This is a genomic window from Klebsiella quasipneumoniae subsp. quasipneumoniae, assembly GCF_020525925.1.
GTDB lineage: Bacteria > Pseudomonadota > Gammaproteobacteria > Enterobacterales > Enterobacteriaceae > Klebsiella > Klebsiella quasipneumoniae.
Genome location: NZ_CP084876.1, coordinates 211,688 through 226,687 on the forward strand (window position 1 = coordinate 211,688; position 15,000 = coordinate 226,687).

General features: G+C 58.2%; 12 protein-coding genes and 1 tRNA gene. 10 read left to right on the forward strand and 3 right to left on the reverse strand.

Annotation, left to right across the window (positions count from 1 at the left end):
* Window positions 1-2 precede the first annotated feature (2 nt).
* On the reverse strand, window positions 3-665 hold the full coding sequence (locus LGM20_RS01030; protein WP_044525021.1) for an OmpA family lipoprotein: 663 nt from the start codon (window positions 663-665) through the stop codon (window positions 3-5).
* Between the two features lie 167 nt (window positions 666-832).
* Here LGM20_RS01030 and LGM20_RS01035 point away from each other — a divergent pair, with 167 nt between their 5' ends.
* Window positions 833-3,163 carry a molybdopterin guanine dinucleotide-containing S/N-oxide reductase gene (locus tag LGM20_RS01035; RefSeq protein WP_044525020.1) on the forward strand — a complete coding sequence of 777 codons (2,331 nt, stop codon included), beginning with the start codon at window positions 833-835 and terminating at the stop codon, window positions 3,161-3,163.
* On the opposite strand, the gene LGM20_RS01040 is transcribed toward LGM20_RS01035, so the two are convergent.
* Together LGM20_RS01040 and tag are read right to left on the reverse strand one after the other, a co-directional pair.
* Complete coding sequence (locus LGM20_RS01040) at window positions 3,132-3,572, reverse strand: N-acetyltransferase (RefSeq protein ID WP_032454332.1); 441 nt, start codon at window positions 3,570-3,572, stop codon at window positions 3,132-3,134. The two genes, LGM20_RS01035 and LGM20_RS01040, sit on opposite strands and share 32 nt — an antisense overlap.
* Complete coding sequence (gene tag / locus LGM20_RS01045) at window positions 3,550-4,131, reverse strand: DNA-3-methyladenine glycosylase I (protein ID WP_044525019.1); 582 nt, start codon at window positions 4,129-4,131, stop codon at window positions 3,550-3,552. Before tag ends, LGM20_RS01040 begins: the two co-directional genes overlap by 23 nt.
* 142 nt (window positions 4,132-4,273) lie before the next feature.
* Between tag and LGM20_RS01050 the strand changes: the two genes are divergently transcribed.
* The 9 genes from LGM20_RS01050 to dppF all read left to right on the forward strand — a co-directional run bounded on the left by LGM20_RS01050 (window position 4,274) and on the right by dppF (window position 14,985).
* Window positions 4,274-4,918: a hypothetical protein gene (locus LGM20_RS01050; RefSeq protein WP_044525018.1), complete on the forward strand. Its 645-nt coding sequence runs from the start codon at window positions 4,274-4,276 to the stop codon at window positions 4,916-4,918.
* A gap of 241 nt (window positions 4,919-5,159) precedes the next feature.
* Window positions 5,160-6,365 carry an L-lactate MFS transporter gene (locus tag LGM20_RS01055; protein WP_023291312.1) on the forward strand — a complete coding sequence of 402 codons (1,206 nt, stop codon included), beginning with the start codon at window positions 5,160-5,162 and terminating at the stop codon, window positions 6,363-6,365.
* Between the two features lie 242 nt (window positions 6,366-6,607).
* Window positions 6,608-8,302 carry a kdo(2)-lipid A phosphoethanolamine 7''-transferase gene (gene eptB, locus LGM20_RS01060; RefSeq protein WP_044525017.1) on the forward strand — a complete coding sequence of 565 codons (1,695 nt, stop codon included), beginning with the start codon at window positions 6,608-6,610 and terminating at the stop codon, window positions 8,300-8,302.
* 91 nt (window positions 8,303-8,393) lie between these two features.
* A tRNA-Pro gene (locus LGM20_RS01065) sits at window positions 8,394-8,470 on the forward strand.
* 837 nt (window positions 8,471-9,307) lie between these two features.
* Window positions 9,308-10,915 (forward strand): dipeptide ABC transporter periplasmic-binding protein DppA, encoded by a 1,608-nt coding sequence (gene dppA / locus LGM20_RS01070; RefSeq protein ID WP_032454329.1) that lies wholly within the window; start codon window positions 9,308-9,310, stop codon window positions 10,913-10,915.
* A 134-nt stretch (window positions 10,916-11,049) separates the two neighbouring features.
* A complete protein-coding gene (gene dppB, locus LGM20_RS01075) occupies window positions 11,050-12,069 on the forward strand; it encodes a dipeptide ABC transporter permease DppB (RefSeq protein WP_002921786.1) in 1,020 nt (339 codons plus the stop codon).
* Window positions 12,070-12,078: 9 nt separating this feature from the next.
* On the forward strand, window positions 12,079-12,981 hold the full coding sequence (dppC, locus tag LGM20_RS01080) for a dipeptide ABC transporter permease DppC (protein WP_044525015.1): 903 nt from the start codon (window positions 12,079-12,081) through the stop codon (window positions 12,979-12,981).
* A 10-nt stretch (window positions 12,982-12,991) separates the two neighbouring features.
* Complete coding sequence (gene dppD, locus LGM20_RS01085; protein ID WP_023291308.1) at window positions 12,992-13,975, forward strand: dipeptide ABC transporter ATP-binding protein; 984 nt, start codon at window positions 12,992-12,994, stop codon at window positions 13,973-13,975.
* Window positions 13,972-14,985: a dipeptide ABC transporter ATP-binding subunit DppF gene (gene dppF / locus LGM20_RS01090; protein WP_023291307.1), complete on the forward strand. Its 1,014-nt coding sequence runs from the start codon at window positions 13,972-13,974 to the stop codon at window positions 14,983-14,985. The genes dppD and dppF overlap by 4 nt, the downstream gene beginning before the upstream one ends.
* Window positions 14,986-15,000 lie beyond the last annotated feature (15 nt).

Sequence of the window (15,000 nt, forward strand, 5' to 3'; positions counted from 1 at the left end):
GCTTATTGCAGCGGGCTGAGGGTGATTTCCACGCGACGGTTCTGCGCCTTGCCTTCCGCCGTGCTGTTGCTGGCGATGGGGTTCGCCGGGCCCATGCCGGTGGTGCGAATGCGGTTGGCCGCCACGCCCTGGGTGATCAGCGCGCTGGCGACGCTGTCAGCACGCTGCTGCGACAGACGCATATTCAGGTCCTTACTGCCGGTGCTGTCGGTGTAGCCGACGACGTTAACGGCGGTTTTCTCATACTCTTTCAGCACCATGGCCACGCCGGTCAGGGTGTTGGCGCCGGCCGGTTTCAGGTTGGCGCTGTTGCTGTCGAAAGTGACGTTATTCGGCATGTTCAGCACGATGTTGTCACCATTTCGCGTCACGCTGACCCCGGTTCCCTGCATTTTGTCGCGCAGCTTCGCTTCCTGCACGTCCATGTAGTAGCCAATGCCGCCGCCCAGCGCCGCGCCTGCCGCTGCGCCAATCAGCGCGCCTTTGCCGCGGTCGTGTTTGGAGGAGGAAAGCGCGCCGACGCCAGCGCCCACTAAGGAGCCAATACCTGCGCCAATACCGGATTTGCCTGCTTCACGCTCACCGGTATAGGGGTTGGTGGTGCAGCCGGAAACGGCCAGGGCGCCGCTGACCAGAGCCGCAATCATAAGTACGCGTTTTTTCATTTAATGTCCTTAATCCTTTTTATTCTTTGCCACAGCGAACGTGACGGTTGATTATGACGCGCGAATACGTAGAAAATTCCCCGCATACCATCTCATTTTGTAAATAACATTGAACGGCGCCGATTCGCGCCGTCACCACACCTGCCTTCGCTGACCAGGAGCCGCCTTTGCCAACCTCATCTGCAACCAAAACCATTTTAACCGCCGCCCACTGGGGACCGATGCTGGTGGAAACGGACGGGGAAAACGTCCTCTCCTCCCGCGGCGCGCTGGCGACGCCGTTTGCCAATTCGCTGCAAACGGCGGTGCGCGACCAGGTGCACAGCAAAACCCGCGTGCGCTACCCGATGGTGCGCAAAGGCTTTCTCGCCTCTCCGGACAAGCCCCAGGGGGTCCGCGGTCAGGATGAATTTGTGCGGGTGAGCTGGGAGCAGGCGCTGGATCTGATCGATGCCCAGCATCGTCGGATCCGCGAAAGCTATGGACCGGCCTCCATTTTTGCCGGCTCCTACGGCTGGCGTTCTAACGGCGTCCTGCATAAGGCGGCCACCCTGCTGCAGCGCTATATGAGCCTGGCGGGCGGCTACACCGGCCATCTCGGGGATTACTCCACCGGCGCGGCGCAGGCGATCATGCCTTACGTCGTGGGGGGCAATGAGGTGTATCAGCAGCAGACCAGCTGGCCGCTGGTGCTGGAGCACAGCGAGGTAGTGGTGCTGTGGAGCGCCAACCCGCTGAACACGCTGAAAATTGCCTGGAACGCCTCCGACGAGCAGGGTATCCCGTGGTTCGACCGGCTGCGTCAGAGCGGTAAACGCTTGATCTGCATCGATCCGATGCGATCGGAAACGGTCGATTTCTTTGGCGATTCGATGGAGTGGATCGCGCCGCATATGGGCACCGACGTCGCGTTGATGCTGGGTATCGCCCATACGCTGGTGGAGAATGGCTGGCAGGACGACGAGTTTCTTGCCCGCTGCGCCAGCGGCTACGAGATTTTTGCCCGCTACCTGATCGGCGAAAGCGACGGCGTGGCGAAAACCGCCGACTGGGCGGCGGCTATTTGCGGCGTCTCAGCAGATAAGATCCGCGAACTGGCGAAACTTTTCCACGAAAAAACCACCATGCTGATGTCTGGCTGGGGCATGCAGCGCCAGCAGTATGGCGAGCAGAAACACTGGATGTTGGTCACCCTGGCCGCGATGCTGGGGCAGATTGGCACCCCGGGGGGCGGGTTTGGGCTTTCCTACCATTTCGCCAACGGCGGCAACCCGACCCGCCGCGCGGCGGTGCTGGGCTCGATGCAGGGGAGCGTGGCCGGAGGCGTGGACGCCGTGGAGAAGATCCCGGTCGCGCGGATTGTCGAGGCGCTGGAGCATCCGGGTGCGGAGTATCAGCACAACGGCATGGCGCGGCGCTTCCCCGATATTCGCTTTATCTGGTGGGCCGGCGGCGCCAACTTTACCCATCACCAGGATACCAATCGCCTGATTCAGGCCTGGCAGAAACCAGAGCTTATCGTCATCTCCGAATGCTTCTGGACCACCGCCGCGCGTCATGCCGATATCGTTCTGCCGGCGACCACCTCGTTTGAGCGCAACGATCTGACGATGACCGGGGACTACAGCAATCAGCATCTGGTGCCGATGAAGCAGGTGGTCGCCCCGCGGGGTGAAGCGCGCGATGATTTCGCGGTCTTTGCCGACCTCAGCGAACGTTGGGAGGCGGGCGGCCGCGAGCGCTTTACCGAAGGGAAGAGCGATCTGCAGTGGCTGGAGACCTTCTATCAGATGGCCGCCCGGCGCGGCGCCCAGCAGCAGGTGACGCTGCCGCCGTTTGCCGAATTCTGGCAGGCTAACCAGCTGATTGAGATGCCGGAGGCGCCGGAGAATGCCCGTTTCATCCGCTTCGCCGCCTTCCGCGACGATCCCCTGGCCAACCCGCTGAAAACGGCGAGCGGTAAAATTGAGATCCACTCGCCGACCATCGCCGCCTTTGGCTACGCCGACTGCCCGCCGCACCCGATGTGGCTGGAGCCCGACGAGTGGCATGGCAACGCCGAGGCGGGGCAGCTGCAGCTGCTGTCGGCCCATCCGGCACACCGTCTGCACAGTCAACTGAACTACTCCGCGCTGCGCGAACGCTATGCCGTCGCCGGACGCGAACCGTTGACTATTCATCCGCAGGATGCCCGGGCGCGGGGGATTGCCGATGGCGATCTGGTGCGGGTGTGGAACGCCCGCGGTCAGGTGCTGGCCGGCGCGGTGGTGACGGAGGGGATCCGCCCGGGGGTGATATGCCTGCATGAAGGGGCGTGGCCCGACCTGGATCCGGTGGCGGGCATCTGCAAAAACGGGGCGGTGAACGTCTTAACCAAAGATATCCCGACATCCCGGCTGGGCAACGGCTGTGCCGGGAACACCGCCCTGGCGTGGCTGGAGAAATATACCGGCCCGGCGCTGCCGCTTACAGCATTTGATCCGCCGGCCAGCGCATAATCCAGGTGGGGTGCTGAGTATCGTCCTGCCATGCGCAATCTTCAATGCGGAAGCCTTGCGCATGGTAGAAACTGACCGCTGATTCGTTTTTCTGATAAACCTCAAGGCTAAGCCAGGCGTAGTGCTGCTTGACTTCATCCAGCAGCGCCCGGCCAATGCCCTGGCGGATGGCGTCCGGCGCGACGAACAGCGCGCCGACGAAGCGGGACTCCAGCACGCTGACAAAGCCTTTTAGCTCTCCGTCGCGCTCCCAGACCCAGGTGCTGGCGGCGGGAAGATAGACGTCCCGTACCACCGCGACGCTGTCGCGCCAGTAGCTTTCGCTGATAAAGGGATGGGCATGGATCGTACTATCCAGCCACAGGGCCAGCAGCGGTGTATTATCTTTAGCGACCCACTTGCGGATCATCCTGACCTCCCGGGTGACAGAAGCAGCCGGTGACATGGTCGTTGACCAGCCCGCAGGCCTGCATAAAAGAGTAACAGATCGTCGAACCGACAAACTTAAAGCCGCGTTTTTTCAACGCTTTAGACAGCGCATCAGAGGCCGGCGTCGTGGTCGGGATCTCCGCCAGCGTCGCCGCGCGGGTGACCTGCGGCGCATTGTCGACGAAAGACCAGACAAAATCAGTGAACGACTCGCCATTTTCCTCCATCGCCAGATACGCCCGGGCGTTGCCGATAATGGCCTGGATTTTTCCCCGATGGCGGATAATCCCGGCATCCTGCAGCAGCCGCTCGACATCATCGTCCCCCATCGCCGCCACGCGCACCGGATCGAACTGGTGAAAAGCCTGGCGATAGTTCTGCCGTTTTTTTAACACCGTGATCCACGACAACCCGGCTTGCTGGCCTTCAAGGCAGATCATTTCAAACAGCCGCTGGGACGCTTTTTGCGCGACACCCCATTCGGTATCGTGATACTCGATATATAACGGATCCTGACTCACCCATCCGCAACGCTGCATAGCTATTTCTCCCTCTGCGCTAAAAAAGTGGACGCCCCGGCTTGACGACTGAAAGATAAAGATAATAGTTAATACAGGGAAATCGTATCCCCAAAAAAACACAGCAATAATGCCGATTCGGCTCTTTTCTGGAGTCGCATTAATGATAATAAAGAAATGCAATGGCCTCCGGGGGTTCTTGTTCCCGGTGTGCGTATCCGTCTGGGTATCGTGTGTCTCTGGAGCGAATGCCTGGCAACAGGAATATATCGCTATCGATACAAAAAGTAATACGTCGGAACGTTATACATGGGATAGCGATCACCAACCACGCTATGAAGATATCCTCGCCGAGCGGATGAAGTCGTCTGAAACGCCGGGCGGACTGGCGTTAAACCAGGGGCTGGCGCCGCCGGACAGCAGCCGGGGGATGAGCGTCGGCTGGAATTATCTGCTGGCAAACGGCATGACCTCCGGGCCGGTGGCCAGTCTGCGCAGCGACTACAGCGCGCCGGCGACGAAAAGCGTTGGCGAGACGGGATATGTCAACACGCTCGGCTGGCGTATGGATTATCAGTCGCTGTGGGGCGTGCACCCCTGGGCTCAGGTGAGCTATAACCAGTCGCTCGCCAGCGATGCCTGGTCGCCGACCACTCGCGCCAGAGAGGGCGGCTGGAGTGATGTCACCCTGGGCGCCGATATGCCGCTGGGATCGCATGTGGCGGCATGGGCCACCCTGTCGCAGGCGGATAATGTCCTGTCGGGGGAAAATACGCTCTATCTGATGGGGGTCAGCGCCAACTTTTGAGCGGGGATTGTTACGCGTTTGAAACGATGCGGTTATTGTTAAATCTCAGTAATGGCGCATTTCTGTGAGATAGCGCACACTAACTTTTTTGCTGATATTCGCGGAATGAATGTCATGCAATGCCATTCATTCCGCCATTAATGCATTTCATTCCCTGCTGATGGCAGTTCATGCCTTTTTCCCCAACTGGATGAGGGGCCTTCGCTATTGTGGTGGCAGTTAATTTATCAGGACAACTGCTATGAACGCTGCAAACCGTCAATCGACCCGCTGGCTTACGCTTATCGGCACCATCATCACCCAATTCGCTCTCGGTTCGGTTTATACCTGGAGCCTGTTTAACAGTTCACTGTCTGACAAACTGGGCGAACCGGTCAGCCAGGTCGCCTTCTCCTTTGGCCTGCTGAGCCTCGGGCTGGCGCTCTCCTCGTCGGTCGCCGGCAAGCTGCAGGAGCGTTTCGGCGTGAAGCGCGTCACCATGGCCTCCGGGATCCTGCTCGGACTGGGCTTCTTCCTGACCGCGCACTCCAACAGCCTGATGATGCTGTGGCTGAGCGCGGGCGTGCTGGTGGGGCTGGCGGACGGCGCCGGTTATCTGCTGACCCTGTCGAACTGCGTGAAGTGGTTCCCGGAACGCAAAGGGCTGATTTCCGCCTTCTCCATCGGTTCCTATGGCCTCGGCAGCCTGGGGTTCAAATTCATTGATACTCATCTGCTGGCCACCGTCGGTCTGGAAAAAACCTTCGTCATCTGGGGCGCTATCGTGCTGGTGATGATCGTCTTTGGCGCGACCCTGATGAAAGATGCGCCAAATCATACGGCGACCACCGCGGCCAACGGCGTCGTGGAAAACGACTTTACTCTCGCCGAATCGATGCGTAAACCGCAGTACTGGATGCTGGCGGTGATGTTCCTGACGGCCTGCATGAGCGGTCTGTATGTGATTGGCGTGGCGAAAGATATCGCGCAGGGGATGGTCCATCTGGATGTCGCCACGGCGGCTAATGCGGTAACGGTTATCTCAATCGCTAACCTTAGCGGTCGCCTGGTGTTAGGTATCCTGTCCGATAAAATCTCCCGCATTCGCGTGATCACCCTCGGTCAGGTAGTGTCGCTGGTGGGGATGGCCGCGCTGCTGTTCGCTCCGCTGAATGCCATGACCTTTTTCGCCGCGATTGCCTGCGTCGCCTTTAACTTTGGCGGAACCATCACCGTCTTCCCGTCGCTGGTCAGTGAATTCTTCGGTCTGAACAACCTGGCGAAAAACTATGGCGTCATTTATCTGGGCTTTGGTATCGGCAGCATCTGCGGTTCCCTCATCGCTTCGCTGTTCGGGGGCTTCTACGTCACCTTCTGCGTGATCTTCGCTCTGCTGATTATTTCGCTGGCACTTTCCACTACCATTCGTCAGCCAAAAGGCAGTGTCTATAGCGAGGCGCACGCCTGAAACCTGCAGCGTGAAACGTGCCCCTGATTAATACCCTAAGCAAATAGTGCCAATCCAGCCAAATGTTTTGTAAATGTTTGGCTGGATCACATTCCCTCCTGATACTTTTCCCGTTCCCTGTGGTCTACTTATCGCGCTTTGTAGAGGTTTCTGATAACCAACCCTAACGCACCCTATTAGCCTACTGACTCATGCCACAGCGTCAGGCGGTGTTTTATTCTTCTTTTTCCAGGTTTGCTTGCATGAAATATATTAGAACGATGACGCAGCAGAAGCTTAGTTTTTGGCTGGCTCTGTACATCGGCTGGTTTATGAACGTCGCCGTTTTTTTTCGGCGTTTCGATGGTTATGCTCAAGAGTTCACTTTCTGGAAAGGGCTTTCCGGGGTCGTTGAACTGGTGGCCACGGTCTTTGTCACCTTCTTCCTGTTACGTCTTCTGTCGCTGTTCGGCCGCCGTATCTGGCGCATTCTGGCGACGCTGATTGTTCTGTTTTCCGCCGCCGCCAGTTATTACATGACGTTCCTCAACGTGGTGATTGGCTACGGGATTATCGCCTCGGTGATGACCACCGATATCGACCTGTCGAAAGAGGTCATCGGCTGGCATTTGATCCTCTGGCTGGCGGCGGTGAGCGCCCCGCCGCTGCTGTTTATCTGGAGCAACCGTTGCCGTCATACGCTGCTGCGCCAACTGCGTACCCCGGGCCAGCGGGTTAAAAACGTGCTGATCGTGGTGCTGGCCGGCCTCATCGTCTGGGGCCCCATCCGCCTGCTTGAGCTGCGCCAACACGATGTAGAGCGCCATTCTGAAGTGGATATGCCGAGCTACGGCGGGGTGATCGCCAACTCCTACCTGCCATCGAACTGGCTGTCGGCGCTGGGGCTGTACGCCTGGGCGCAGGTGGATGAATCCTCAGACAACAAATCGCTGATTAACCCGGCGAAGAAATTTACCTACGTCGCCCCGGAAGGGCTCGATGACACCTACGTGGTGTTTATCATTGGCGAAACCACCCGCTGGGATCATATGGGCATCCTCGGCTATAGCCGCAACACCACGCCAGAGCTGGCGAAAGAGAAGAATCTGGTCGCCTTCCGCGGCTACTCGTGCGATACCGCCACCAAGCTGTCGTTACGCTGCATGTTTGTGCGTCAGGGCGGGGCAGAGGATAATCCGCAGCGGACCCTCAAAGAGCAGAACGTCTTTGCGGTGCTGCATCAACTGGGCTTCAGCGGCAATCTGTACGCTATGCAGAGTGAGATGTGGTTCTACAGCAACACGATGGCTAACAATATCGCCTATCGCGAGCAGATTGGCGCCGAACCGCGTAACCGCGGCAAGAGCGTTGACGATATGCTGCTGGTGGATGAGATGAAGCGCGGTATGGCGCAGGGCAACGCCTCCGGTAAGCACCTGATCATCCTGCATACGAAAGGCTCGCACTTTAACTATACCCAACGCTATCCGCGCAGCTTCGCCCAGTGGAAGCCGGAGTGTGTCGGCGTCGACAACAAATGTTCTAAAGCGGAGCTGATTAACTCCTACGACAACAGCGTGACCTATGTCGATCACTTTATCGTCAGCGTCCTCGACCAGCTGCGGGATAAGAAAGCGATTGTCTTCTATGCCGCCGACCATGGCGAGTCGATTAACGAGCGCGAACATCTGCACGGTACGCCGCGCAAGATGGCGCCGCCGGAACAGTTCCGTGTGCCGATGATGGTCTGGATGTCGGATAAATATCTGGAGAATCCCGATCATGCCGCCGCGTTCGCCCATCTGCAGCAGCAGGCCGCGATGAAGGTGCCGCGACGCCACGTTGAGCTGTACGACACCATTATGGGCTGCCTCGGCTATACCTCGCCGGATGGCGGGATCAACGAGAACAACAACTGGTGTCGCGTGCTGGCTTCGAAGAAAGCGGCGAAGGAATAGCAATAGTGGCGAGATTCTCGCCGCTTGATTGATTTTTTGCTAATAAGGCATTGACGGGGGTGCATCCCAGCAGTAAGATGCGCCCCGCATTCGGTGATTGGCGCAGCCTGGTAGCGCACTTCGTTCGGGACGAAGGGGTCGGAGGTTCGAATCCTCTATCACCGACCAAATTCGAAAAGCCTGCTCAATGAGCAGGCTTTTTTGCATCTGCGGCCAGTGAGGATGAGAACCTCCGGGGGCAGGAGGTTCGACTTGTGTTCCGTAGGCCCGCGCAAGCGCAGCGCCGCCGGGCATAATCAGCGCGCTACTGGCCAAAACCCCATCAAAATCACAAAAAACGTCTTTATCCCCATTTCCAGCCAGCTGTTCGCTATTTTGTGACATCTTCCATTGCATTTTTTTATCGATGAACAGATCTTTTTTCGCGAAGCTTATGGCTAAATGCAGCATTTTCCGCTGTGCGTTTTAACGTTCACGCTATTAATCGCTCACATATTGGTCACATAGTAAGAAATTTTTCTCATTTGCTGGCATTGTTTCCCACTGGGTGTCGTACCTTAATAAGGTCTTTATTCTGCATATTCGCCTGTAGCATAAATTTCTCTGCTGAAAATAGCGTCTTGAAGTTTTTTTAATCTTTGCCTGCCGTTTCTCACGCTGGATGTAAAACCCGGCTGGCTATATTGACGTTTCCCCATTCTGTTGACAGATTGTAGGGCATGAGGGGCATTTCATGGAGAATCCGTACTGCAACTCAGTCGTTTTTGCGAAAGGAATCCCCATCTCTCTCTACGCCTTCGGGCACCACCGACCGGACCGGGTATATTCTAAATAGTTCGCGCTGCGGGAAGGCGGCAAGTTTGCTAATCCCCAGGAACATAGATAACGATGTGACTGGGATAATCGAGCGCAGCCAACGCATCCGTGGTTCGAAATATGACGAATAAAAATAAATAAAGGTCTGGCGGATATATGCAAACAACATCACAGTTTTGGAGCAGAATAATGAGTATTTCCTTGAAGAAATCAGGGATGCTGAAGCTTGGTCTGAGCCTGGTCGCCATGACCGTCGCCGCCAGCGTGCAAGCGAAAACCCTGGTTTATTGTTCAGAAGGCTCGCCGGAAGGCTTTAACCCACAGCTCTTCACCTCTGGCACCACCTATGACGCCAGTTCCGTACCCATCTACAACCGCCTGGTCGAATTCAAAACCGGTACGACGGAAGTTATTCCGGGACTGGCTGAGAAATGGGAAGTTAGTGCGGACGGAAAAACCTATACTTTCCACCTGCGTCAGGGCGTGAAGTGGCAGGATAATAAAGACTTTAAACCAACCCGTGACCTGAACGCCGATGACGTGGTGTTCTCCTTCGATCGACAGAAGAATACCAATAACCCGTACCATAAAGTTTCTGGCGGCAGCTATGAATACTTTGAAGGGATGGGGTTACCAGACCTGATTAGCGAAGTGAAGAAAGTGGACGATAAAACCGTCCAGTTCGTCCTGACCCGCCCGGAAGCGCCGTTCCTCGCTGACCTGGCCATGGACTTCGCTTCCATTCTCTCTAAAGAGTATGCCGACAACATGCTGAAAGCCGGCACGCCGGAAAAAGTAGACCTCAATCCTATCGGTACCGGTCCATTCCAGCTGCTGCAGTACCAGAAAGATTCCCGCATTCTGTATAAAGCCTTCCCGGGCTACTGGGGCACCAAGCCGAAGATCGATCGTCTGGTCTTCTCCATCACCCCGGATGCCTCCGTGCGCTACGCCAAGCTGCAGAAAAATGAGTGCCAGGTGATGCCGTATCCTAACCCGGCGGACATCGCGCGCATGAAGGAAGATAAAAACATTACCCTGCTGGAACAGCCGGGTCTGAACGTCGGTTATCTCTCCTTCAACACCGAGAAGAAACCGCTGGACGATGTGAAAGTTCGTCAGGCGCTGACCTACGCGGTTAACAAAGAAGCGATCATCAAAGCGGTTTACCAGGGCGCAGGCCAGGCGGCGAAGAACCTGATCCCGCCGACCATGTGGGGCTATAACGACGACGTCAAAGACTACACCTACGATCCGGAGAAGGCGAAGCAGCTGCTGAAAGAAGCGGGCCTGGAAAAAGGCTTCACTATCGACCTGTGGGCGATGCCGGTACAGCGACCGTATAACCCGAACGCCCGCCGTATGGCGGAGATGATCCAGGCCGACTGGGCCAAGATTGGCGTCCAGGCCAAGATCGTCACCTACGAGTGGGGCGAGTATCTGAAACGCGCGAAAGCGGGCGAGCACCAGACCGTCATGATGGGCTGGACCGGCGACAACGGGGATCCGGATAACTTCTTCGCGACCCTGTTCAGCTGCGCCGCGGCGAAAGACGGCTCCAACTACTCGCGCTGGTGCTATAAGCCGTTTGAAGATCTGATTCAGCCGGCCCGCGCCACCGACGACCACAACAAGCGTATTGAACTGTACAAACAGGCTCAGGTAGTGATGCATGACCAGGCTCCGGCGCTGATCATCGCTCACTCCACCGTTTACGAGCCAGTGCGTAAAGAAGTCAAAGGCTATGTGGTGGATCCGCTGGGTAAACACCACTTCGATAACGTCTCTGTCGAATAATAAGCACGATGCCTGACCCCCTCTCCCCGTGTGGGAGAGGTGGGGGGCGTATTCCCGCTATTCCGGGGAATGCTTTTGTGAGCAATACAGACGCCCTGTCGCCAGGCGGGGCGTCACTAGAGAGAATCCGGGTTATGTTGCAGTTTATTCTCCGACGTCTGGGACTTGTCATCCCGACATTTATCGGTATCACCCTTCTCACCTTTGCCTTCGTCCATATGATCCCCGGCGATCCGGTGATGATTATGGCGGGCGAACGTGGTATTTCCCCCGAACGTCACGCGCAGCTGCTGGCCGAAATGGGCCTTGATAAGCCGCTGTGGCAGCAATATGCCCACTATATCTGGGGCGTGCTGCACGGCGATTTAGGCATCTCGCTGAAAAGCCGCATTCCCGTGTGGCAGGAGTTTGTCCCGCGCTTTAAAGCCACCCTTGAGCTGGGCGTCTGCGCGATGATCTTCGCCGTCGCCGTCGGCATTCCGGTGGGCGTGCTGGCTGCGGTAAAACGCGGCTCCATCTTTGACCACACCGCGGTGGGCCTGGCGCTGACCGGCTACTCGATGCCTATATTCTGGTGGGGCATGATGTTGATTATGCTGGTTTCGGTACAGCTGAACCTGACGCCGGTCTCCGGGCGCATCAGCGATACGGTGTTCCTTGACGATACCCTGCCGCTGACCGGCTTTATGCTGATCGACACCGCCATCTGGGGCGAGCAGGGCGACTTTATTGACGCCTTAATGCATATGATCCTGCCCGCCATCGTGCTGGGCACCATTCCGCTGGCGGTGATCGTGCGTATGACCCGGTCGTCGATGCTGGAAGTGCTCGGCGAAGACTACATCCGTACCGCGCGCGCCAAAGGCCTGACCCGGATGCGGGTGATTGTGATCCACGCGCTGCGTAACGCGATGCTGCCGGTGGTCACGGTGATTGGCCTGCAGGTGGGCACGCTGCTGGCGGGCGCCATCCTGACGGAAACCATTTTCTCATGGCCTGGTTTAGGCCGCTGGCTGATCGACGCGCTGCAGCGTCGCGATTATCCGGTGGTGCAGGGCGGGGTGCTGCTGGTGGCGACGATGATTATCCTCGTCAACCTGCTGGTCGACCTGCTGTACGGCGTGGTGAACCCGCGTATCCGGCATAAGAAGTAAGGGGCCATCATGTCACAAGTTACTGAAAATAAAGTTATCACTGCGCCGGTGCCCATGACCCCGCTGCAGGAGTTCTGGCACTATTTCAAGCGCAATAAAGGGGCGGTGGTTGGTCTGGTGTACGTGGCGGTGATGATTATTATCGCCGTGTTCGCCAACTTCCTCGCCCCGTATAACCCGGCGGATCAGTTCCGTGATTCGCTGCTGGCGCCCCCGTTCTGGCAGGAGGGCGGCAGCCTGGCGCATCTGCTCGGCACTGACGACGTGGGCCGCGATATTCTGTCTCGCCTGATGTATGGCGCGCGCCTGTCGCTGTTGGTGGGCTGCCTGGTGGTGGTCCTGTCGCTGATCCTCGGCGTGGTGCTCGGCCTGGTGGCGGGCTATTTCGGCGGGGTGGTGGACTCGATCATCATGCGCGTCGTCGATATTATGCTGGCGCTGCCGAGTCTGCTGCTGGCGCTGGTGCTGGTGGCTATCTTCGGGCCCTCCATCGTCAACGCCTCGCTGGCGCTCACCTTTGTGGCTCTCCCGCACTATGTGCGTCTGACGCGCGCGGCGGTGCTGGTGGAGGTCAACCGCGACTACGTGACCGCCTCCCGCGTGGCGGGCGCCGGGGCGATGCGCCAGATGTTCGTCAATATTCTGCCTAACTGTCTCGCGCCGCTGATCGTTCAGGCGTCGCTGGGCTTCTCTAACGCCATTCTCGACATGGCCGCGCTGGGGTTCCTCGGCATGGGCGCGCAGCCGCCGACGCCGGAGTGGGGCACCATGCTCTCCGACGTATTGCAGTTCGCACAGAGCGCCTGGTGGGTGGTGACCTTCCCGGGCGTGGCGATCCTGCTGACGGTGCTGGCATTTAACCTGATGGGTGACGGTCTGCGTGACGCGCTCGATCCCAAACTGAAGCAGTAAGAGGTTCGAGATGGCGTTATTGAATGTAGATAAATTATCGGTGCATTTCGGCGATGAAAACGCGCCGTTCCGCGCCGTGGACCGCATCAGCTATAGCGTGAAGCAGGGCGAAGTGGTCGGCATCGTCGGGGAGTCTGGATCCGGTAAATCCGTCAGCTCGCTGGCGATTATGGGCCTGATTGATTACCCCGGCCGGGTGATGGCGGACAAACTGGAGTTTAACGGCCGCGATCTGCAGCGCATCTCTGAAAAAGAGCGGCGCCAGCTGGTGGGGGCGGAGGTGGCGATGATCTTCCAGGATCCGATGACCAGCCTCAATCCGTGCTATACCGTCGGCTACCAGATTATGGAAGCGATTAAAGTCCATCAGGGCGGCAATAAGCAAACCCGCCGCCAGCGGGCCATCGACCTGCTGAACCTGGTGGGCATTCCCGATCCGGCGTCGCGGCTGGACGTTTATCCGCATCAGCTTTCCGGCGGGATGAGCCAGCGCGTGATGATCGCGATGGCCATCGCCTGTCGGCCAAAACTGCTGATTGCCGATGAACCGACCACCGCGCTGGACGTGACCATTCAGGCGCAGATCATCGAGCTGCTGCTGGATCTGCAGCAGCAGGAGAATATGGCGCTGGTGCTGATCACCCACGACCTGGCGCTGGTGGCCGAGGCCGCGCATAAAATTATCGTTATGTATGCCGGTCAGGTGGTGGAGACTGGCGATGCGAAGGATATTTTCCGCGCGCCGCGCCATCCATACACCCAGGCGCTGCTGCGCGCGCTGCCGGAGTTCGCCCAGGATAAAGCGCGTCTGGCGTCGCTGCCGGGCGTGGTGCCGGGGAAATATGACCGTCCCAACGGCTGCCTGCTGAACCCGCGCTGCCCCTATGCTACGGATAAATGTCGTAGCGAAGAGCCGGCGCTCGCAGATCTCACTGGCGGCCGCCAGTCTAAATGTCACTACCCACTCGATGATGCCGGGAGGCCTGGATTATGAGTACGCAAAAGGCCGCCACGCCACAACCGCTGTTGCAGGCCATTGATCTGAAAAAACACTACCCGGTGAAGAAGGGGTTATTCGCCCCGGAACGGCTGGTGAAGGCGCTGGACGGCGTCTCCTTTACCCTTGAGCGCGGTAAAACGCTGGCGGTGGTGGGGGAGTCGGGCTGCGGTAAATCGACCCTCGGTCGTCTGCTGACGATGATTGAAATTCCCACCGGCGGCGAGCTCTATTATCAGGGGCAGGACCTGCTTAAGCACGACCCGCAGGCGCAGAAGCTGCGGCGGCAAAAAATCCAGATTGTGTTCCAGAACCCCTACGGTTCTCTGAACCCGCGTAAAAAAGTGGGGCAGATTCTGGAAGAGCCGCTGCTGATTAACAGCAGCCTGAGCAAAGAGCAGCGCCGCGAAAAAGCGCTGGCGATGATGGCGAAAGTGGGCCTGAAAACAGAGCATTACGATCGCTATCCGCATATGTTCTCCGGCGGTCAGCGCCAGCGTATCGCCATTGCCCGCGGGCTGATGCTCGATCCGGACGTGGTGATTGCCGATGAGCCGGTCTCCGCGCTGGACGTTTCGGTACGCGCTCAGGTGCTGAACCTGATGATGGATCTGCAGCAGGATTTAGGACTGTCCTACGTGTTTATCTCCCACGACCTGTCGGTCGTCGAGCATATCGCTGATGAAGTGATGGTGATGTATCTCGGCCGCTGCGTGGAGAAGGGCACCAAGGAGCAGATCTTTAACAATCCGCGTCATCCATACACCCAGGCGCTGTTGTCGGCGACGCCGCGTCTGAACCCGGACGACCGTCGCGAGCGGATTAAGCTGACCGGCGAGCTGCCGAGCCCGCTGAATCCGCCGCCGGGCTGCGCCTTCAACGCGCGCTGCCGCCGGCGCTTCGGCCCTTGCACCCAGCTTCAGCCGCAGCTGAAGGATTACGGCGGCCAGCTGGTGGCCTGCTTTGCCGTCGACCAGGATGAGAATCCGCAAAAGCCCCACGCCTGATGGCACGCTCCCGGT

Coding starts and splice junctions, on each gene's coding strand:
- dppC (WP_044525015.1), top strand. CDS start 12,079: ATGTCACAAGTTACTGAAAATAAAGTTATCACTGCGCCGGTGCCCATG.
- LGM20_RS01050 (WP_044525018.1), top strand. CDS start 4,274: ATGATAATAAAGAAATGCAATGGCCTCCGGGGGTTCTTGTTCCCGGTG.
- LGM20_RS01055 (WP_023291312.1), top strand. CDS start 5,160: ATGAACGCTGCAAACCGTCAATCGACCCGCTGGCTTACGCTTATCGGC.
- LGM20_RS01040 (WP_032454332.1), bottom strand. CDS start 3,572: ATGATCCGCAAGTGGGTCGCTAAAGATAATACACCGCTGCTGGCCCTG.
- dppA (WP_032454329.1), top strand. CDS start 9,308: ATGAGTATTTCCTTGAAGAAATCAGGGATGCTGAAGCTTGGTCTGAGC.
- LGM20_RS01030 (WP_044525021.1), bottom strand. CDS start 665: ATGAAAAAACGCGTACTTATGATTGCGGCTCTGGTCAGCGGCGCCCTG.
- eptB (WP_044525017.1), top strand. CDS start 6,608: ATGAAATATATTAGAACGATGACGCAGCAGAAGCTTAGTTTTTGGCTG.
- dppB (WP_002921786.1), top strand. CDS start 11,050: ATGTTGCAGTTTATTCTCCGACGTCTGGGACTTGTCATCCCGACATTT.
- dppF (WP_023291307.1), top strand. CDS start 13,972: ATGAGTACGCAAAAGGCCGCCACGCCACAACCGCTGTTGCAGGCCATT.
- dppD (WP_023291308.1), top strand. CDS start 12,992: ATGGCGTTATTGAATGTAGATAAATTATCGGTGCATTTCGGCGATGAA.
- tag (WP_044525019.1), bottom strand. CDS start 4,131: ATGCAGCGTTGCGGATGGGTGAGTCAGGATCCGTTATATATCGAGTAT.